The organism is Anaerotruncus rubiinfantis, assembly GCF_900078395.1.
Classification (GTDB): Bacteria; Bacillota; Clostridia; order Oscillospirales; family Ruminococcaceae; genus Anaerotruncus; species Anaerotruncus rubiinfantis.
Window position 1 is genome coordinate 194,994 of sequence record NZ_FKLA01000007.1, and the last position, 20,234, is coordinate 215,227.

The following is a 20,234-nucleotide window of genomic DNA, read 5'->3' on the forward strand; positions in this document are numbered from 1 at the left end:
GGAGGGTCGCCGACCTTCCGCCCGTGATGCGCGACTGCTTCGGCTTGTCTGAACGGCCCGTCAGTTGTGGACGGGAACCGCAACTGACTCGCGCAAAAAAGGGAGGTTTTCATTTGATACGAATCTTTGCCGGGACCGATAAGGGACGGGTGCGGCCGATCAATCAGGACGCTTTCGTTTATGAAGTGCTGGATGACAACACGGCCTATGCTGTGCTGTGCGATGGCATGGGCGGTGAAAGCGGCGGGCACATCGCCAGTTCGAAGGCAGTCGAGATCATCGGGCAGGCGCTTTCAAGAGGGCTCAATGCCCATCCGCTGGCTTCGTCGGTCAAACCGATGTTGATTTCCGCCATCACGGCTGCGAACGCCGTGATCTTTGAGATGAGCGAAAACGACAAGAACCTGCGCGGTATGGGCACCACGGTGGTGGCTGCGGTCGTGCGGGACGATCTTTTGTGCATTGCGCACGCGGGAGACAGCCGTGCCTACCTGTTCGCACAGGATACCGGCAAGCTCCGGCGGCTCACCCGCGACCACAGCGTGGTGCAGCTTCTGGTGGACAACGGCGAAATCACCGAGGAGGAAGCCAAGAAGCACCCCAAGCGCAACTATATCACCCGGGCGCTCGGCGTGGAGCGGATGATTGAACTGGAATATTCCGAAACCCCCTTTGCCGCCGGACGGCTGCTTCTCTGTTCGGATGGGCTTTATAGTTTTGCGCCGCCGGAGGAGCATCTCGACCTGGTGGGTACCTGCGCGAGCGAGCAGGATGTTTTCCTGCTTATTGACGAGGCGAATAAAGCAGGTGGATCTGACAATATTACAGCCGTGATTATTGCGAAATAGGACGCAGGAGGAAACCTTGAATGGATAAATTTTTGGGAAAAAAGCTGGACGGCCGCTACGAGATCATGGAGATCATCGGAATCGGCGGGATGGCGAACGTCTACAAGGCTTACGATGTGATCGAGGACCGCATCGTGGCCGTGAAAATCCTGCGTGAGGAATATATGGACAACGAGGATATGCGCCGCCGGTTCAAAAACGAATCGAAGGCGATGGCAGTCCTCAACCATCCGAATGTCATGCGCGTCTATGACGTCAGCTTTTCCGACCGGATGCAGTCGATTGTTATGGAGTATATTGACGGCATCACCCTCAAGGAGTATATCGAGCAGCAGGGTATCCTCAAATGGAAGGAAGCGGTGCATTTCACTGTGCAGATCCTGCGCGCTTTGCAGCACGCCCATGACAAGGGGATTGTCCACCGGGACATCAAGCCCCAGAACATCATGCTGCTTTCGGATGGCACCATCAAGATCACCGATTTCGGTATCGCCCGCTTTGCGCGCAGCGAAACCCGTACCCTCACCGACAAGGCGATCGGTTCGGTTCATTATATCAGCCCGGAACAGGCGAGCGGCGGCGCGATTGACGCGCGCACCGACATTTATTCGGTGGGCGTCATCCTCTATGAGATGTTGACCGGTAAGGTCCCGTTCGAGGCGGACACGCCGGTTTCGGTCGCGCTCAAACAGATCCAGTCGGCGGCTGTCCCGCCGCGCGAGCTGAACCCATCGATTCCGGAGGGCTTACAGGAGATCACTATGCACGCCATGGAAAAGGATCTGAACAAACGCTACCAGAGCGCGGCGCAGATGCTGCGCGATATCGACGAGTTCAAACGCGACCCGTCTATCTCATTTGAATATAAATATCTGAATATGCCGCACGCGCATGACGAAACAAAATATTCCGATGCGATCCAGGATGTGCGCAAGAGCAAGAAGGACAAGGGCAAGAAATCCAAGAAGGACAAGCCCAAGCGCGCCCCGATCATCCCGGTGCTCGCGGGGGTCACGGCGGCGTTCGTGCTCGTTTCGGGCGCGTTCATCGGCTGGATGGTCTGGCTCAATAATCCGTTTGCGACGGTGGCCGACGCGACCATCCCAACGCTCATCGGGGAAAAGTACGACAATGTCCGCATCTCCCCAAAATATGAGCAGTTCAACATCCAGGTGATCGAAACCGACTATAATAACGAATACGGCAAAGGGATCATCTATGACCAGAGCCCCAAACCGGGTACCACGGTCAAGGTCAATTCTGATATCAAAGTCAAGGTCAGTACCGGAAAACTCACCACCACACTTCCGGATTTCACTGGGCAGGATGCGGCGCAGGTGATTGCGCAGCTGAGCGAGTGGGGCGTGCTTTACGACGAAAAATCCATTTTTGACGACAACATCCCGTCTGGCAGCGTGGTCAAGCTCACCGACGAGAACGGCGCGCTGCTGCCGGAGGGGTCACAGGTTGCGGCGGGCGATTCGGTCGCGATCTATGTCAGCATGGGCCGCGAGGAGAAACTGGTCACAGTGCCGGATCTGACCATCGGCATCAGCCTGGACGACGCAAAGACCCTGCTCGAGAACTTTAAGCTCAAGATCGGCCGGATCACCTATGAGGAGCCGGACGAGGACGAAGATTATCCGGACGGAACGATCATCAAGCAGTCCCCGGCGCCAGATTCACAGGTTTCGCAGAATTCGCTCATCGACGTGACGGTGGTCGGCAGGGATGACGGCACCATCAAGATGACTCTCTTCATCCCGCTGCCAAAGGACGTGAACCGGATTGTCGAGATGTCCGCCACAATGGACGGGCAGCAGGTTGCCAGGGACAATGTCAATCCCTCTGAGATGAAAACCTGGAAACCGCTCTTCCAGGGGGAAGGGAATGTGGAAGTCAATATCTATTTTGACGGGGAGCTGTACCAGATGTACGAGCTCGACTTCGATCTCAAGGGACACAGGCTGATCAACGACTACTCGGATGAGTTCACCGAATAAGGAAAAACACATGGATTATCAGACAGGACTTATCATCAAAGCGACCGGCGGCTTCTATTATGTAGCCGCCGGTGACGTCATCTATGAATGCCGTGCCCGGGGGCTCTTCCGCAAGGATGGGGTCAGCCCGCTTTGCGGGGACCGGGTGAAGGTGGAGGTGATCTCCGGGACGACCGGCTGCGTCTCGGAGATTTTGCCGCGCAAAAACGCGCTCATCCGCCCGCCGCTTGCAAACCTGGACACGCTGGCGGTTGTGACCTCGGTCTGTGATCCGGCCCCCAATCCGCTCGTGATTGACAAGATGCTGGCGATTGCCTGCCACAAGGGTATCCGGCCAGTCCTGGTCGTCACCAAGGCGGATCTTGGCAGCGCCGGGAAACTCCAGGAGATCTACCGGCTGGCAGGAATCGACCTGTTCACCGTTTCGGACAAGAGCGATGAAGGCATCGCGGAGATCCGCGCGGCGCTCAGCCATGGAATCAGCGCGTTCACCGGCAATACCGGCGTGGGAAAATCGAGCCTTCTGAATCGGATCGACAGCCGCTTGGCGCTGGCCACCGGAGAAACGAGCCAGAAACTTGGCCGTGGAAGGCACACGACCCGTCACGTTGAGCTCTACCGGATCGGGGAGGATGGCTACATCGCGGACACGCCCGGCTTTTCGGCGGTTGAACTCGAACGGTACGAGGTGATCCGCAAGGAAGAACTGGCCGATTGTTTCCCGGAGTTTGCAGAATATACCGGGCGCTGCCAATTCACCGGCTGTTCCCACACGGTGGAAAAAGGCTGTGCGGTCCTCAGCGCACTTGCAGAAGGGAAGATCCACCCCTCGCGGCATGCGAGTTACCGCGCGCTTTACGAGGACGCGAAAAAGATCAAAGAATGGGAATTGAAGGGACGTTAGGCTTTTGAAGGGACGCTGCATTATCCTGGCGGGAGGACCGTCGCGCTGCGGCGGGGTGCCGCTTACTGTTTTGCCGGACGACTATGTCATCGCATGTGATTCCGGCTACCTGCTTGCACAGGAACGCGGGCTTTTGCCCGACCTGGTGGTCGGGGATTTTGACTCCTATGGAGGCGAGATCGATCCGCGGATTCCGGTGCAGGAAGTCCCGGCGCGTAAAAATGATACCGACACGCTGCTTGGCCTGCGCAAAGGGCTAAAACGCGGCTTTCGGGATTTTTTCATTCTGGGCGGTTTTGGCGGGCGGCTCGACCACACGGTTGCGAACCTGCAGTCGCTTGCATTCCTCTGTGAGCAGGGCGCGCGCGGGCAGATCCATACGGACGAAAACCATGCCTGGGCGGTTCGAAACGGGGATGTTACGCTGAAAAAGCTCCCAGGCTGTCATCTTTCGGTATTCGCTTGGGGAGGTCCGGCATATGGAGTGACCCTTTCCGGTGTTTCGTATCCGCTCGAAGAACACACGCTGACCCCAGGTTTCCCGCTCGGTGTAAGCAACGAATTTGCGGGAGATATCGCGTGTATTTCGGTGCGGGAGGGGACCTTGCTCATTGTCGCGTCCCGGGAGGGCGTATGAAGATTTGAAGGAGGAAATACATATGGCAATCACTGTAAAGCCGTTTGGAGAAGGCGCAAGTCTCTACCAGCTCAAGAACAGCCGCGGCGTCACCGTTGAAATCAGCGACCTGGGGGGCGCCCTGGTGCGTGTGTGGACGCCCGGCCGGGATGGAGCGCTTGCGGATATTGTGCTCGGTTACCGGGACGCAGCGGGTTACCGCGCACGCAAGGGCTTTTTTGGACTCCTGATCGGGCGCTGCTGCAACCGGATCGGCAAAGGCCAGTTCACATTGAATGGCAAAGTCTATCAGCTTGCCTGCAACGAGGGCGGCAAAAATCATTTGCACGGCGGGATTTCCGGCTTTGACCAGAAGCTTTGGAAAGCCGAGCCGTCCGAACAGCCGGGGATGCAGTCGCTCACCCTCACCACCTTCAGCCCGGACGGAGAAGAAGGTTATCCGGGCGGGCTCGATGTGCGGGTTACCTATACCCTGAACGACGAAAACGAGCTGAAAATCCATTATGAGGCGGACTGCGACGCGGACACGCTCTGCAACCTTACCAACCATGTCTACTGGAACCTCGCGGGGCACGATTCCGGCGGCATTCTGCATCAGGAACTGAAGCTCTATGCTGACGAATTTACCGAAGCGGATGCCGGGAGCATCCCGACTGGGAAAATCCTACCGGTCGCGGGAACGCCCATGGATTTCCGGGATTTTTGCAAGGTGGGCGACCGGATCGGTGACGATTATGAGCAGCTCCGTTTCGGTCATGGCTATGACCATAACTGGGTGCTGCGCAAGGGCGCCGAACGGCTGCACCCGGCGGCGGATCTGTACGATCCGGAAAGCGGGCGGCTGCTTTCTGTGTGGACAACCTGTCCGTGTGTGCAGTTCTACGCGGGCAACAAGCTGGACGGATTCCAGAAGGGCAAGGACGGATGCACATACTATGCGCATGCGGGCCTCGCGCTGGAGACCCAATTTGCTCCGGACGCTGTCAACCATCCGGAGTTTGAAAGCCCCATCCTGTATAAAGGGGAGCATTACGACCAGATCACCGTCTACCGCTTCAGTGTGAAGGAATGATGTGAAAAACGGGTCCGCGAAAAATTTCGCGGACCCGTTTTGGGTTTTGCGGCATGGCGAAGGACTCAGCCGATATACCTGCCGCGTTTGCTGTATTTGGCACAGGGATTATAAGGCTTGGGCTGTTGGGCGCATCCGCAGGCGGGTTCTACTACAGGGACCGGGGTCACGGCCGGTGCGCATCCGCAGGCAGGGGCTGCAGGCACAGCGGCGCATCCGCAGGCAGGGGCTGCAGGCGCGGCAGCGCATCCGCAGGCAGGGGCTACAGGCGCGGCAGCGCATCCGCAGGCAGGGGCCATGGGCGCAGCGGTACAACCGCAGGAGGATGCTGGGGCAGCTTTACTTGTGCAGGGAGTGGTCGGAACTGTATCGGGCGGGTTGCATTTCTTATCAAAGCTTGGGTTGAAAGCGTAAAAGTTCTTTGCATCGAGATTATCCTGCGTAATACGCAGCGCGTCGCCGAAGCGCTGGAAATGCACGACTTCACGCTCGCGCAGGAACTTGATCGGATCGCGGACGTCAGGGTCGTCGATCAGCCGAAGGATATTGTCGTAAGAAAGCCGGGCTTTCTGTTCAGCAGCGAGATCCTCATAAAGATCTGCCAGCGCATCGCCAGTGACCTGCAGGATCGCGGTAGTGAACGGTGTACCCGAGGCAAATTGCGGGAATGCCCCGGTGGTGTGATCGACAAAATAGGTGTCGAATCCGCTCTTCTTGATGTCAGCCATGGACAGGTTCTGGGTGAGCTGATAGAGAATGGCGGAGATCATTTCAACGTGTGCAAGCTCTTCTGTGCCGATGTCGGTCAGCATCCCTTTCACTTGGCCGTACGGCATGCTGTAACGCTGCTGCAGGTAGCGGGTAGCCGCTCCGATTTCTCCGTCAGGTCCGCCGAGTTGGCTGATAATCACCTTGGCAAGCGCGGGATTTGGATTTTTAATTTTCACAGGGTATTCCAGTTTTTTCTCATATAACCACATGGATGTACTTAAGCCTCCTTTTCCCACGGCCACGGATTGTCGGTCCAGGACCATCTGGTTGCATCTGAATTTTGACGGTTGGTAAGCGGGCCAAACTGTTCGTTATAAAGCCGGACTGCTTCTTCATGCAATTGTTTGTGCTTTTGGTAATAAGCGAGCGCTTTCGGACAGTTCGGATGACTGTCCAGGTAGAGGGAAACCTCGGTGAGCGCGAAATCGTAGGTGCGGATCAGATTGAGCAAGCGCTGTCTCTCACACACAGGAACACGCCCCCTCACAGAACGGTTTATCAAGCCCAGGGAAGATGGTGCCGCGTTTGAGACCAACTTCGGCTTCGTAAACCGTGTCCCATTCCTGCCATGGCGAATAGGTCATCGCCAATGCAGGCATTTCGTCGGGACAGAAATCTTCTTCGACGGTAATAAGGACCGCCGGAGCGTCAAGTTTACAATCCATATACGAAAATCTCTCCTTTATCAAGACTAGGGGTCAGTACCCATCAATTCATTCTATGGCGCTCCTGTAAAAGCGTTCATCGCGTTTTTTTCAGGGAATTTGGCGTTTGTGTCACAAAATATAAAATTGCTGCCATAAGATTCCTGAAAAACAAAATGTGCCTTCCACATAAATCCGATTTTGCCAGTCAATAATAACCTTGCCAAGACAAAGCCAATGGAAGATGGCAAAATAAAAGGAGGAACAATTCTGATGAAAGCCACAGGAATTGTGAGGCGCATTGACGACTTGGGCCGCGTAGTCATACCGAAAGAAATCCGGCGCACAATGCGAATTAGAGAGGGCGATCCTCTTGAAATATATACGGATAATGACGGCGAAGTGATCTTTAAAAAGTATTCCCCGATTGGGGAACTTTCCTCATTTGCATCGCAGTATGCGGAGGTCCTGGGTAAAATCGGCGGCTATCCGGTTGTGGTCTGCGACCGTGACCATGTGATCAGCGTGGCGGGCATCCCCAAAAAGGAATTGCTCGAACGCCGCGTATCCCCGCAGCTCGAAGAAGTGATGGAACAGCGCCGCAGCTTTGCGGTGACCGGCGACGGACGAAAGATGCAGCCGGTGGAAGGTGTCGACCGTTTTGCGCTGGTACAGGCACCGATCATCGCAGCGGGCGATGTCTGCGGGAGCCTGATGTTCCTGGCGGGGGATAACCCGAGCCCGGCGACCGATACCGAAATCAAACTGATCCAGGTGGGCGCGGCATTCCTCGGCCGCCAGATGGAGGAATAACCCATGGCGGAAAAGGGAAAAAAGCCGTGTGACGCACAGCTTTCGCCGCAGGCGAAGAACCGTGTGAGCCGTGTAGTTTCACAGATGATTTCAACGCCGCCCAGCCACACTGATCCGAACGGGAGCTACACCGGAAAACCACTCAACTACGGCGAGGTTCCCGTGCAGGATGCGGATGATCTTTAAAGGAAGATGGGTTCCATATTGTTTTCCGGCGCCTGATTCTGTTTGGAATCCCTCGCCGGCCAGCGCATATGAGGTCTCCGCGGCAGAGGAAAGAATGCCGAAGAAAAGCTTCTGGCTGCAGGTTTTATCCTGCGGCTGGGGGCTTTTCATTTCGGGGAATTCCATAATAGCGCCAGCAGCCATTTTTCAGACTGCGGACGGAAATCATGTCCTTATCAGATCAGTCCCATACTACGGGGCGTGAAATCGTACCGTGCGTGTCAGGCGGGCCTGTCCAATCCGTGATGACGTTTTTTCGAGGGCCGGGAAGGTTTATGGGAGACAGATGACGGGATTGTATTTTACAGCCTGTTCCATTCCGGTGGAATCTGTGGTATAATAACCGCAGAGCGGCTATTATACCAATTTATGCGCAGGACGATCCGGGCCTTTGGCGGCTTGCAAATCGCTGCGCTATTATGATATTCTATAGATTAAGGAAAACGCTGATATGGAAGGGGAGGAGACAGGTGTGGAATCTGTGTTAATGGAGATCCGGACATGTGCGGCAAGAGGTGGGGAAAGGACCCGGTAAACGCCCTGCGGACCGCCGGCAAGTTACATACAGAAAAACTCCTCTTTGAGAGTATACAGTTTGGATAGGCGTGTAAACCGATGGACCTGCTGGATGGAGGCGGATTCAATGAATGCAAAGGAAGCGGTTGCGCGGCGTATTATCGAGCTGTGCAATGGACGCAACATGGCAGTCAACGCACTTGGAAACCTTGCGGGTGTTTCACCCTCAACGATCTACAGCATCCTGAACGGGAAAAGCCTGAATCCCGGGGTGGTGTCGATCAAAAAGCTCTGTGACGGGTTGGAAATCAGTTTGCGGCAGTTTTTTGATTCCCCGTTGTTTGAAAATTTGGAGGAAGAAACCTGAGAGAATCGCGCCCCGGCCCTGGCCGGGGCTTTTTTGTGTCCTGCGGAGGGCTTTGCCGCAGCAGGAACCAAAAAATGCCGGATGCGTATACTGGAATTAAGAAGCTGTCGGGGGTGAGTGGATGAAACCGAGAAAAGAATTTTGCGACTGCAACCATTGGGCATGGTGCTGCGCGGGCTTTGGCCTGGGGATTGTGCTGGCGGTGTTCGCGTCGCTGAAGCTGGTACTCATCCTGGCGGGCGCGCTTCTGATCGCGCTGGGCATTCGGATTCTGCTGCTGTAATCCGAGTCAATCGAAGGAAAGGTTGGTCGCAGTATGAAAATTGTTGTCATCAAAAGCCCCAAGTTTTTGTCCCCTATCCTGCGGTTCTTTTTTAAAATTAAAAAGGAACCGGCCTGAAAAGTCCTACATAAGCGGGTGCGAAAGCCCCACGCGGGAAGGCTGCCGGACGGCAGCCTTCCCGCGTGGGGCTTTCGTTTGGCTTGCGTTGCGCGGTGATAGAATGACTTTTCTATAAGGATATTTCAGGAGGGATCGAATATGCTGACAGGCAGTGGGATGGCGATCGGCATCACCTGGTGTTTCGCGGCGATTGTTCAGCTGGTTTTATCATGGAAATTCGGGGGAGGCGGCAGGAATGACGCCCGTGGGCTGGCTTTTGCACTCATTTGCGGGATGTTGGGGATTTCATTCCTGTTTGACAGCGAGGCCTTCGCCTTTGTTGCCGCAGTGACCGCAGCCAGCCAGCTATTGGCCGCTGTGATCAGACGGGTAACGGATACAAAAAAATAAGCGTTTCATTTGCCGTGCCGGGGATTCCCGGCACGGTTTTTCTTTTTGCCCACGCCGTTTTGGCCAAACCGCGTGTTTTTGCCCGTTAGACGGCATATAACCCTAAGGTTGGACATATATTTGTGGTAGCAAACAGAAGGAGAGGGTATATTTATGGAGCTTAACCTGCAAAAACAGACCGTAAGTATCAACGAAGTCATATACGACGGCGTAGCCGAGCAGCCGCTCGAATGCGATGTGCTGCTGCCCGATTACTGTCCCGATATCCAGAAGATCCTGCGCTGCGAGGTGATGCCGCTTCTGCTCTCCAGTACAGTAAATGGGGATAAACTTTCGGTGGATGGAATGGCAGTGGCGCACCTTTATTATCTGGGGGAGGATGGCTGTATTCGCCATGCGGAGTATAAAATCCCCTACACCAAAATGATCGAACTGCGCGCCGCGCCGCAGAACCCTTCGGTGAATGTCACGCAGAATGTGGACTATTTCAACTGCCGCGCCGTCAGCCAAAGAAGGCTCGACATGCGAGGGGCAGTCAGTATTTCGGCACGGGTTACCGGCCAGACTGAGGAACAGGTGGTCTGTGGGGCGCAGGGCCTCGGTATGCAGCTTTGCCGCACGGCTGTCGAGAACACACGCGTATTCCCACAGGCGGCCCGCCAACTGGTCGTGCGCGAGGATGTCGAGCTCGGTTACGGCAAACCCTCGGTAGGCGGCGTTATCCGGTATGCCGCCACCGCGGAGGTCACCGACTACAAGGTGATCGCGGGCAAGCTCATCACCAAGGGGGAGGCGGCGGTAAAAATCATTTACCAGTGCGAGGAAGATCCCAAACGGCTGGAAGTGATGGAATATGCGCTGCCGGTCAGCCAGATCATCGATATCGAAGGCGTGGATGAGGACTGCCTGTGCAGCACCTGGTATGACGTCTGCGGTATCGATGTGACCCCAAAAAACAATTCCGACGGTGAAAGCCGCATGTTCGGGCTGGAGATCACCCTCAACGCCTGCGCCGTCGCCCACCGTAAAATGCAGCTCGAAACCTGCTGCGACTGTTACTCCACTCAGTTTGAATGCAAACAGAATCAGAAACAGGTGCCGTTTGTGCAGCTTATTGATGTGGTGGCGGAAAACTGCATGTATAAGGAATCCCTTGATCTGCCCCAGAACGTGAAGAGTATCGTCGACCTGTGGTGCGTGCCCTCCGGGATGAATGTAAAAATCGAAGAGGACTGCGCGGTGGTCACCGGAAAACTCGATATCTGCATGTTTGTTTACGAGGAGAACGATGAAATTGCCTATTACGACCAGCTGCGCGAATTCAGCCACAAGATCCCGGTCAAGACGGCGTTCGATACGATGGTGTTCCATCCAGTGGTGAAGGCGGAATCCGCAACCTTCTCGATGAGCGGGCACGATAAGATGGAAGTGCGCTGCAACATCAAAATCAAAGGCGGAATGTATAACCAGTACCGCAAAAAAGTGATCTGTGACATCACAGTGGATGAAACCCATCAAAAGCCGCGTCAGGAAAACATCCTGTACCTCTATTACGCCGACGAGCAGGAACCGGTCTGGGAAATCGCCAAGCGTTACAACACCTCGGTCGAGGCAATCCGGGCGGGCAATGAGCTGGAAGGCGACACGCTGGGCGGACGCAGGATGCTGCTCATCCCGATGAAATAAAGCTCGAAAATACCGAAAGGGGAGGAAACAATGGAGGCACAGAGCATCTACAAAGACATCGCCAAACGCACGGGCGGCGATATATACATAGGCGTGGTGGGGCCGGTGCGTACCGGTAAATCCACCTTCATCAAACGGTTCATGGAAACGCTGGTCATCCCGAACATCGGCAGCGAATTTGTCCGGGAACGCGCCACCGATGAGCTGCCGCAGTCGGCGGCAGGCCGCACGATCATGACCACCGAACCCAAATTTATCCCGGAAGAAGCCGTTAAGATCTCCCTGGGGGAGAACACCAGCCTCAATGTGCGGATGATCGACTGCGTGGGCTACATCGTGCCCAGTTCGCTTGGCTACATCGAAAACGATCAGCCCCGCATGGTGGTGACGCCATGGTTCGATAAGGAGATTCCCTTCAACATGGCAGCCGAGATCGGTACTCAGAAGGTCATCAACGAACACAGCACCATCGGCCTGGTCGTCACCACTGACGGCAGCATCAGCGACATCCCGCGCAGCGAATACGCGGAAGCCGAGGAGCGGGTCGTAAACGAGCTTCAGGGGATCAACAAGCCGTTTGTCGTCCTCTTAAACTGTGTAAATCCCTCCGCACCGTCTGCAATTTCCCTGCGCGCCGAACTGGAGGAGAAGTACAGCGTCCCGGTTGTGGCGGTTAACTGTATGGATCTTTCCGACGAGGACATCAAATTGGTGCTTGCCGATGTGCTTTTCCAATTTCCGGTGCGGGAGGTTGCGGTTACGCTGCCTGGCTGGGTAACCGCTCTGGCCCCCGACCACTGGCTGCGCAGCGCGCTTTACAGCGCGATTCATGACACGGCGGCGGATATCGCCCATATCGGGGAACTGAACAAGAAGATCACCGGACTCAATGGATGCGAATATGTAAGCCGGGTGCTGGTGGATGGAGTCGATCTGGGCAGCGGCTGCGCCAAAGTGAGCGTCGATGTGCCCAACGCCCTCTTTTATCAGATCCTGGGAGAAGCAACCGGGCTTGAGATCCCGGATGAAAGCGCCCTGATGCCCTGCATCATCGAGCTTGCACAGATGAAAAAGGAGTACGATAAGGTGAAATCCGCCCTGGATGAGGTAGCAGCGACCGGCTATGGCATTGTGATGCCGGGCTTGGAGGAACTCACACTGGAGGAACCGGAGATCGTCAAGCAGGGCGGCCGGTACGGGGTGCGCCTCAAGGCGAGCGCGCCGAGCATCCACATGATGTCCGCAAACATCACAACCGAGGTCAGCCCGATCGTGGGCAGCGAAAAACAGTCGGAGGAACTGGTGCATTATTTGCTCCACGAATTTGAGGAAAGCCCGCAGAAGATCTGGGAATCGAATATCTTCGGCACCAGCCTGCATGAGCTGGTCAATCAGGGGCTGCACAACAAGCTTTACCGGATGCCGGGCGACGCGCGCCTGAAGTTGCAGGAGACGATCGAACGGATCATCAACGACGGCTGCACCGGACTGATCTGCATTATTCTGTAATAAAAACCGTCCGCGCACTTTGCCGCGGACGGTTTTAATTTTAGAGATCGCTGTCCACAGCCTGCCAGGGATTCACAAACACGTCGTTTACTGATATGGCAAAATGCATGTGCGGGCTGTTCGAATAGCCGGTGCTGCCAATCTCCCCAATAAGCTCCCCCTTCTCGACCAGGTCACCTGCCTGTACATGCAGCGCGGACATATGATAATACCAGCTTTTGAGGCCGCAGCCATGTTCAATCAGCACTGTGTTCCCGGTGAGCTGCAAAAAGCCTGCAAACAGGACGCGCCCATTGTTTGCCGCGGCAGCAGGGGTCCCCATTTCAGTTTCCAGGTCAATGCCATTGTGACGGGTGGGGTTTGGGTCGTCGTTTGTGTAGCGGATACAGGCAAACTGGGTGGAGAGTTCCCCTTCACACGGCAGAATGAACCTGCCCTCCCAATGAATTTCCGGATCGGACACCAGCTTGAGCGGCTCCATATTCGCATACCATTCGGAATTTGCCGTATCGCTCAAAGCGGTATCCTCCGCGATCGACTCGTCAATCTCCAGATGCTGCACTTCAAATTCCCGCTCCAGGACAGCCACCTGGGTATGAAACGAGATCCCCTCCCCGGCCACGTCGAGCGTGTAGCTGCCGGGAGATAGGGTATAGCGGATGGGCAGCAGCGCAAGCTGATCGGCGCCGTCCGGGAAAAACTGCGGTGTAAAACCAAGACTGGTTGTGGCGGTGAGCGGGACTTCCGCCGCATTCGTCACGCGCAGGACGAGAATATCCCCCTGTAAAACCTCTGTTTTGACAAGCAGTTCGGGCAGAGCAGCGGTTTTGGGCGTTTGCGGTTTGGACATAGCCGGTTCAGGTTGGGATGCGGGTGCGCTGGAAGGGGGGACACTTTGTGCGCTTTCTATGGACGCCGGCGGTTCGCTCACCGAGTATGGTTTTTCTTGCGCGTGCCGGGCGCAGCCGCAGACAAGCGCCGCGGCAAGCAACGCGGCGGCAACGATTACAATCCGATTCATAGGCGGCCTCCTTTCACAATTTGATTGTAGCGTTTTCTCAGGGGAAGTCAATCGAAAAGGCGCGAAAAAGCGGGGCGATTCTCGGCCGGCGGCCAAATGAGAACAAAAACGCTTGAAAAATCCAGAGGCAAACTGCACAAATATTCAAAAATCGAAAAAAATATCCGGATATTTACCGATACGCAAAATCTGGCGATTTTGCGTATAATATCTTACTGAAAACACAATATATTGCGTACAGCGGAGACAAAAACTTGTTGATGATATATCGCATGTGTAGAAAAACCGGAGATCCGATTGTATTCAAAATATATGCATGCTATTTTAAAGAAGGTTAATTCTGGAAAGTTTCGGAGAGCTTTCTGGAAAAAGTCCAAACAGGATCAAAAAAATATTCAGGAGGATGAAAGACTATGAAAAAGGTACTGGCCCTCATAATGGCAGTGGCCATGGTTATGACCATGGGCGTTGTCGCGTTTGCTGCGGATGCTCCGAGGTTTGTATTGGCCACCCCGGATGACAGCGACCCAGATCTCAAATATAACACTGAACTGGTCAGAACCGACGGCCAGAAAATCTGGTTTGATGGAGAACTGAGAACGTTTGCCAATGGAGCAGGAACGCAGGGAAAATGGTTCGGTATCCTGCTGGAAGTCGACTTTGATATTACAGAGATGATTGGTTCCGATCGTCCGATTGAAGTCGACGGTTATGATATTGACGACGGCGGCGAGTATGCTGCTTCGTCAGCAGGAACCTATGGGGCAAACAAAAACCATCTGCTCATCTGGTTGGATGCGGATAAGGACTCTTTCAACCGCAAAATTACTGTCAAACAGTATGCAGAAGATGAGTCAAACCCTGGGAACCGCACCCAAGATCCAGTTAAAACTTCGTCTGTCACTGCAAAAGTGGACACTACTACTGCGAGAAGTTCGGTTGTCACCGAGTCTGCACTGGAAGCGGCCCTTGCGGGCGGCTATGTCATCCATCCGGAGCCGCTGGTCAAAGGCGCTGACAAGCTGACCAACCAGGCATTCCCGGGCGACAGCGTCAAATCGGGCGAGAGTGTTTACTTCCGAATTGAAAAGCCGTTCAATGACGACGATCTCTTTGAGATTGAGGTCAAGAAAGGTGACGGCTCCAAGAATGTTGCGTCTGCAAAGGTCATTGAGGACAAGCTGGATCTCTTTGAGATGTCCACCGGTAATCGTGCTGCATCCAGCAGCCAGCGCGGCATGTACATCGAAGCCAAGATGAAAGAAATCTATACTGATGATGAAACCAAGATCACCTTGGATGTCTCGCTGAAGGTTCTCGAGGACAACGGCGCTTACAAAAAGGGCGATAAGGTCAAGGTTGAAGATTTCGGAAAATTCTGGATGAAGAACGCAAAAGACGAGTCCGACGATGTTGATCATGTTGCCGGCACTGGCGGTATCGTGATCAAACCGGTCAAGAACGAAGAGAACACCATCCTGTGGGAAGATGAGAATGATGAGCTTGCAAAGCTGACCTTCACCGCAGACAGCGACACGAAGGTTTACTATCCGAAGCTTTCCACCAAGTGGGATAACATCCTTTACGCGGAACTCTTTGCGGATCAGGATGCGTTTGTCCGCGAGTTCGTCTCGAACCCGCAGATTTCCTCCACCTCCCGCGCGAAACTCGAACTGTATGTCCCGTATATCGACGAGGACGACGAGCTGACTGTCGACGAGGATTCGATCATTGTCTACGAGCAGGATGCGGACGGCAACCTGATCGACATCACCGACAAAGGCACCTTCGAGTGGAACGACGACGACAATTTCGTCTTTACCATGAAGACCCGTCAGCTGGGCACCTACATCTTTGCGGAAGCTCCGGTTACCGAAGCTGCTGACGATGAAGTCCCGGCAGATGAAGTTCCGGTTGATACCGATAAAGTCAACCCGGGCACCGGCTTCTAAAAATTGCTCTCCAAAAATCTCCGAATAGAAAAAACCATCCCGCGGTCATAGGCTGCGGGATGGTTTTTTTCATTATTTTGTCAGATGAGGGACTTCTGTATTTCACAGGCCTGCCGGAGCTTTTTAATGAATTGGTTTTCCAGCGGCGTGAAAACATGTCCTTTGCGCCAGATGAGCAGATCCTTGTTCACCAGCTTTGAGAGGGAACAGGGGCGAAGGACCAGCCCGTTTTTCTCGAGTACGTCCTCCGGAATGTGGGAAACCCACATGAAGGTGCCGGGGACACGCTGCAAAAGATCAAACTGGCTGCCGCGCTCGTAGACATAAATCCGCCGCTCGGCACAGTCAAGACCGGCACCGTGGGCGATCTCTGAAAAGGACAGGGAAGGCACCTGGTAATCCCCATGGACAATCTCGGTGTAACCGCCAAGCTTATGATAGGGGACATCACCAAGCGCCGCGAGCGGATGTTCTTTTGACATAAGCAGGGTCATTGTGAATTCCCAGAGCGACTCATACTGCAGCTTGAGGTCTTTGAGGTAGGAAACGAAATACGGCTCGTAAAGATTCTGGATGCGGATTACGCCGAGATCGGATTCGCCGCCGGAGACGTCGTTTGCAGCAGCCATGGAATTGGTTTCTTTAAAGCGGATGTCCATCTGTTCCTTTGGGTCGAGGCCGGTGATGAATTCAGTAAAAGCGACCGATATATAGGTTGCGCGCGGCACCGAAAGGTTCAGGCGCAGAGCGCGGTCGGTTTTGGGGCTGTAGAGAGATTCCAGCTCGTCGATCTGGGAAAGGATTGTGTTGGCGTAGGAGAGGAATTCCGCGCCTTTGCGGGTGGTTTCCACGCCTCGTGCGGTGCGCTTGAAGATGGTGATGCCAATCTCCTGCTCAAGGTCCTTGATTGCACGGCTGAGGTTTGGCTGCCCCATATAGAGGTTCTGGGCGGCCCTGGTGATCGAGCCGGTTTTTTCAACCTCCGAAACATAGCGCAGGTAACTTAAATTCATCACTTCACCCCATTTGATTTTGCATATATCGTTCATATCAATTATACATTACCCGTTTGGCTTTGACAATGTTAGAATAATATCAGAAACAAAAGTTAAAAAATTAACAATAAGCTTGGATCAGTAAAATTACGGGTAAGAAAAACCCGACAGAATAAATGGAGGTACTTGATTATGGCACGTTTCACTTTACCGAGAGACATCTACTATGGTTCCGGCGCGATTGAGGAACTCAAAAACCTCAAGGGCCACAAAAAGGCGATGCTGCTCACCGGTGGCTCTTCGATGAAGAAAGCCGGTTTCCTGCAGAAAACGGAGGATGTCCTGAAAGCGGCCGGCATGGAAGTCCAGCTGTTTGAAGGCATCGAGCCGGACCCGTCGATCGAAACCGTTTACCGCGGCGCCGCTGCGATGCGCGAATTCGAACCGGATGTGATCGTTGCAATCGGCGGCGGTTCCCCAATGGATGCCGCGAAAGCCATGTGGGTGTTCTATGAGCATCCTGACAAGACCTTTGATGATATCAAAGACCCGTTCACCATCCCGCAGCTGCGCAATAAAGCGATCTTTGTCGCGATCCCGTCCACTTCGGGCACCGCTTCGGAAGTCACCGCTTTCTCGGTCATCACCGATTACTCCACCGACATCAAATATCCGCTGGCTGACTTTGAGATCACCCCGGATGTTGCGGTGCTCGACACCGATATCCCGATGACCATGCCGAAGAAGCTGACAGCTCACACCGGTATGGATGCCCTGACCCATGCGATCGAAGCTTATGTCGCCACCGCGCGCAGCGAATTTTCCGATCCGCTCGCACTCAAAGCGATTTCCGATATCTACGACTGCCTGATCGACAGCTACAACGGCGATAAGGAAGCCCGCGGCAAAATGCATATCGCACAGTGCCTGGCCGGCATGGCGTTCTCCAACGCACTGCTTGGAATTGCGCACAGCCTGGCCCACAAGACCGGCGCCGTATTCAAGATCCCGCACGGTTGCTGCAACGCAATCCTGCTGCCGGCGGTTATCCAGTATAACTCCCGCGTCTGCATGGAGCGCTATGCGCAGATCGCTCGCGCAGTCGGCCTGCCGGGCAGCACCGATAAACAGCTTGTGAACGCTCTGGTCGATTCGATCAAAGAAATGAACAAGAAGCTCGGCATCGCCCAGACCTACAAAGAGAACGGTGTTTCCGAAGCACTCTTTGAAGAGAACGCGGATAAGATCGCTGAGAATGCGGTTAAAGATCCCTGCACCGCTTCCAATCCGCGTCCGATCGACGTCGAAAATATGAAGAAGGTTCTCACCTGCGCCTATACTGGTGAAGACGTCACCTTCTGATCACTGTCTCCTTCCATACCACATACATTTTTCCGTATCGAAACAAAGCAGGAAGCCGAAAGGCTTCCTGCTTTGTTTTTTCTTGTCTCAAATCCGGCCAAGGCGGCGGTAAGCGCCTAAAAAACGCCCGGGTAAGCGATCCCGAGAAGCGCAACCAGCAGCGGCGCGGTGATGAGGATGAGCAGATTGCCCTGCACGACGGTCTTATTTGCAAAGTCGGGCTCGCAGTCGTACTTTTCGGCAAAGATGCTGTTGAGCGAACCGGACGGCATGGCGCACATCAGGGTGCAGACAATCGAAACAACCGGATCGACCTTTAGAAGCCAGAGGGCTCCGAAGACAAGCAGCGGCATCACAACAAGCCGCGCGATGGATACCGAATAGATGATCCGCTGGCTGAACACTTCATGCAGCCTGCATTCGGTCATGCCCGCGCCGATCACAAGCATTGCGAGCGGGGTGCAGGTGTTTCCCAAAAGATTGAGCCCATCGTTCAGGAAGGCGGGGAATTTGATCTGCAAAAGGCAGATGGCCACCATTGCGAAGGAGGCGAGCGCACAGGGATCAAGCATCGCCGACCGCAGCATCTTGCCGATGCCTTTCCGGGTGCCGGTCAGAAGATAGATCCCGTATGTGAACATGAACAGGTTATACATGATGTTAAAGACCGAACCGTAAAAGATGGCAATCTCTCCGACCAGCACCTGCGCAATCGGGAATCCGACAAACGAAGTGTTCGCAAAGGTGCAAAGGCAGATATAGAGCCCGCGTTTGCGCGGTTCGGGAATCAACTTATGGCCTACGGCCGTGAAAATCAGGAAGGAAACCACATAGAAAACGAATGCGGCGGCCAGCACATAAACGATCGTGATTTGCTGCTCCCTGGTGAAGGGAATATTTGCGGACGCAAGGATTGCGCAGGGCAGGCAGAGGGTCAGAATCAGATTTGAAATCCCTTTGCGCATCGGCCCTCCCAGAATCCCCAGTCTGCCCATGAGGTAACCCAGCCCGATCAGCAGGATCAATACCGCGATGCGGTCCAATATGGATGCGATCAAGCATCTCCCTCCCATGTGTCAAATAACAGATTTGCAATAGCCGTAAAAAACGTTACAGGATAACTTTAACAAGGTTGGGGGATGAAGTCAAGAAAAGAAAAAAGAAACCGGGAACCCGCCGGTTGCGGGTTCCCGGTTTGTCTCATTTTGTCTGGTTTCGTCTAGCGGACCATGCAGAACTGCTTGAGCGCGAAATGCTTCTGGACAATCTCAAAAAGCCGGAAGCCGTAATGCTCATACATCCCGACATTTTTCTCATTGTGGGTTTCGAGCGACAGCGCCATCCGGTGCGCGTCCGCGTACTGGATCACCGTCTGCATCAGTTTGGTGGCGACGCCTTTGCCGCGCATCGAAGGGCGGACTGCAAAATAGATGATGTGCATACGGCGGTCGGTGCCAATGTCCTCGGTCCATTCCGAATTGAGGTATTCCTTGCCTTTGATGAAGTTCCAGAGCGTTTCGAGGGACGCTCCGTCGCGCAGCAGGTAAGCGCCCGATTTCAGGGCGTAATAGAGTTCCACGGCATAATACTTGATCGGGTTGTAAGGTTCGGTCTCATCCGAGACGATGATGATGCCGTTCAGATCCTTGCTGTCCGCAAAAATCTCACAGTTTTCAAACAGTTCATCCAGGTCACAGCTGAAAAGCTCCGGCAGCAGTTTTTGACGTACCTTTTTTTCCGGGATCAGCTGGCAATAGAGAGGGTCCTTGCTGAAGCATTCGGTCAGAAGGCCGTTCAGCTTTTCGATATCCCTTTTCTCCACGCGGTATAGTTGGTCGGTTTTCAAAATTTCACTCACCTTTATCAATTTACCGATTTGGATGTTCGTTGGCTTGGTGAGTAATGCTAGTTCATAATTCCACCCCTGGTTCTGTTCTGCGCCATAATATGCGCGGCTTTTTTGCCGGATGGAACTGTGACCTTGGATTGTTTTCATTGTATACCTTGCACAATTATTTTGCAAACCGGTTGTAACCCGACCGGCCGCGCGGAGTTGCAATTGCCCGGAACCTCCTGCTTGCAATTTTCCGAATGCTTTTAATTTCTCGTGTTTGCG

At 54.3% G+C, this 20,234-nt stretch carries 21 protein-coding genes and 1 pseudogene; 15 read left to right on the plus strand and 7 right to left on the minus strand.

Annotated elements, in window-relative coordinates; all coding sequences use genetic code 11:
* Nucleotides 1-113: 113 nt before the first annotated feature.
* Genes BN4275_RS01855 through BN4275_RS01875 form a run of 5 tightly spaced genes read left to right on the plus strand, consistent with a single transcriptional unit; the run spans nt 114 to nt 5,464 of the window.
* A complete protein-coding gene (locus BN4275_RS01855) occupies nt 114-848 on the plus strand; it encodes a Stp1/IreP family PP2C-type Ser/Thr phosphatase (RefSeq protein ID WP_161940171.1) in 735 nt (244 codons plus the stop codon).
* A 20-nt stretch (nt 849-868) separates the two neighbouring features.
* The gene (pknB, locus tag BN4275_RS01860; RefSeq protein ID WP_066453011.1) at nt 869-2,851 is read left to right on the plus strand and encodes a Stk1 family PASTA domain-containing Ser/Thr kinase; all 1,983 of its coding nucleotides are present in this window, start codon (nt 869-871) and stop codon (nt 2,849-2,851) included.
* Between the two features lie 10 nt (nt 2,852-2,861).
* The gene (gene rsgA, locus BN4275_RS01865; protein WP_066453012.1) at nt 2,862-3,755 is read left to right on the plus strand and encodes a ribosome small subunit-dependent GTPase A; all 894 of its coding nucleotides are present in this window, start codon (nt 2,862-2,864) and stop codon (nt 3,753-3,755) included.
* A 4-nt stretch (nt 3,756-3,759) separates the two neighbouring features.
* A complete protein-coding gene (locus BN4275_RS01870; RefSeq protein WP_079987998.1) occupies nt 3,760-4,392 on the plus strand; it encodes a thiamine diphosphokinase in 633 nt (210 codons plus the stop codon).
* 22 nt (nt 4,393-4,414) lie between these two features.
* A complete protein-coding gene (locus BN4275_RS01875) occupies nt 4,415-5,464 on the plus strand; it encodes an aldose epimerase family protein (RefSeq protein WP_066453014.1) in 1,050 nt (349 codons plus the stop codon).
* A gap of 386 nt (nt 5,465-5,850) precedes the next feature.
* Here the strand turns inward: BN4275_RS01875 and BN4275_RS17645 are convergent.
* From BN4275_RS17645 to BN4275_RS01890, 3 genes and pseudogenes are all read right to left on the minus strand, one after another.
* Nucleotides 5,851-6,444 (minus strand): annotated as a pseudogene (locus tag BN4275_RS17645) (manganese catalase family protein); the annotation flags it as partial.
* 8 nt (nt 6,445-6,452) lie between these two features.
* On the minus strand, nt 6,453-6,704 hold the full coding sequence (locus BN4275_RS01885) for a spore coat protein CotJB (protein WP_066453016.1): 252 nt from the start codon (nt 6,702-6,704) through the stop codon (nt 6,453-6,455).
* Nucleotides 6,697-6,900: a spore coat associated protein CotJA gene (locus BN4275_RS01890; RefSeq protein ID WP_066453018.1), complete on the minus strand. Its 204-nt coding sequence runs from the start codon at nt 6,898-6,900 to the stop codon at nt 6,697-6,699. The genes BN4275_RS01885 and BN4275_RS01890 overlap by 8 nt, the downstream gene beginning before the upstream one ends.
* A 252-nt stretch (nt 6,901-7,152) precedes the next feature.
* On the opposite strand from BN4275_RS01890, the gene BN4275_RS01895 reads away from it, so the two are divergent.
* From BN4275_RS01895 to spoIVA, 8 genes are all read left to right on the plus strand, one after another.
* On the plus strand, nt 7,153-7,692 hold the full coding sequence (locus tag BN4275_RS01895; RefSeq protein WP_066453020.1) for a stage V sporulation T C-terminal domain-containing protein: 540 nt from the start codon (nt 7,153-7,155) through the stop codon (nt 7,690-7,692).
* Between the two features lie 3 nt (nt 7,693-7,695).
* Nucleotides 7,696-7,878, plus strand: coding sequence for a hypothetical protein (locus BN4275_RS01900; RefSeq protein ID WP_066453025.1), 183 nt, complete (start codon nt 7,696-7,698; stop codon nt 7,876-7,878).
* Between the two features lie 682 nt (nt 7,879-8,560).
* Nucleotides 8,561-8,800, plus strand: a complete 240-nt coding sequence (locus tag BN4275_RS01905) for a helix-turn-helix domain-containing protein (protein WP_066453026.1) — start codon at nt 8,561-8,563, stop codon at nt 8,798-8,800.
* Between the two features lie 121 nt (nt 8,801-8,921).
* Nucleotides 8,922-9,083 (plus strand): hypothetical protein, encoded by a 162-nt coding sequence (locus BN4275_RS17125; RefSeq protein WP_154018789.1) that lies wholly within the window; start codon nt 8,922-8,924, stop codon nt 9,081-9,083.
* A gap of 33 nt (nt 9,084-9,116) precedes the next feature.
* Nucleotides 9,117-9,200, plus strand: coding sequence for a stage V sporulation protein SpoVM (gene spoVM, locus BN4275_RS17875; protein ID WP_118480463.1), 84 nt, complete (start codon nt 9,117-9,119; stop codon nt 9,198-9,200).
* Nucleotides 9,201-9,341: 141 nt separating this feature from the next.
* A complete protein-coding gene (locus tag BN4275_RS01910; RefSeq protein ID WP_066453027.1) occupies nt 9,342-9,593 on the plus strand; it encodes a hypothetical protein in 252 nt (83 codons plus the stop codon).
* A gap of 153 nt (nt 9,594-9,746) precedes the next feature.
* Entirely contained in the window at nt 9,747-11,279 is a 1,533-nt protein-coding gene (locus BN4275_RS01915; protein WP_066453029.1) for a DUF3794 and LysM peptidoglycan-binding domain-containing protein, read from the plus strand.
* Between the two features lie 30 nt (nt 11,280-11,309).
* Nucleotides 11,310-12,788, plus strand: a complete 1,479-nt coding sequence (gene spoIVA, locus BN4275_RS01920) for a stage IV sporulation protein A (protein ID WP_066453031.1) — start codon at nt 11,310-11,312, stop codon at nt 12,786-12,788.
* Between the two features lie 40 nt (nt 12,789-12,828).
* Here spoIVA and BN4275_RS01925 read toward each other — a convergent pair whose 3' ends face one another.
* Nucleotides 12,829-13,809: a M23 family metallopeptidase gene (locus BN4275_RS01925; protein WP_066453034.1), complete on the minus strand. Its 981-nt coding sequence runs from the start codon at nt 13,807-13,809 to the stop codon at nt 12,829-12,831.
* A 413-nt stretch (nt 13,810-14,222) separates the two neighbouring features.
* On the opposite strand from BN4275_RS01925, the gene BN4275_RS01930 reads away from it, so the two are divergent.
* Nucleotides 14,223-15,761, plus strand: a complete 1,539-nt coding sequence (locus BN4275_RS01930; protein WP_066453036.1) for a hypothetical protein — start codon at nt 14,223-14,225, stop codon at nt 15,759-15,761.
* An 80-nt stretch (nt 15,762-15,841) separates the two neighbouring features.
* Here BN4275_RS01930 and BN4275_RS01935 read toward each other — a convergent pair whose 3' ends face one another.
* Nucleotides 15,842-16,774 carry a LysR family transcriptional regulator gene (locus BN4275_RS01935; protein WP_066453038.1) on the minus strand — a complete coding sequence of 311 codons (933 nt, stop codon included), beginning with the start codon at nt 16,772-16,774 and terminating at the stop codon, nt 15,842-15,844.
* Between the two features lie 174 nt (nt 16,775-16,948).
* On the opposite strand from BN4275_RS01935, the gene BN4275_RS01940 reads away from it, so the two are divergent.
* Nucleotides 16,949-18,118 carry an iron-containing alcohol dehydrogenase gene (locus BN4275_RS01940; RefSeq protein ID WP_066453039.1) on the plus strand — a complete coding sequence of 390 codons (1,170 nt, stop codon included), beginning with the start codon at nt 16,949-16,951 and terminating at the stop codon, nt 18,116-18,118.
* A 116-nt stretch (nt 18,119-18,234) separates the two neighbouring features.
* Here BN4275_RS01940 and BN4275_RS01945 read toward each other — a convergent pair whose 3' ends face one another.
* Together BN4275_RS01945 and BN4275_RS01950 are read right to left on the minus strand one after the other, a co-directional pair.
* Entirely contained in the window at nt 18,235-19,176 is a 942-nt protein-coding gene (locus tag BN4275_RS01945) for an AEC family transporter (protein WP_066453043.1), read from the minus strand.
* Between the two features lie 161 nt (nt 19,177-19,337).
* Nucleotides 19,338-19,964, minus strand: a complete 627-nt coding sequence (locus BN4275_RS01950; protein ID WP_066453046.1) for a GNAT family N-acetyltransferase — start codon at nt 19,962-19,964, stop codon at nt 19,338-19,340.
* Nucleotides 19,965-20,234 lie beyond the last annotated feature (270 nt).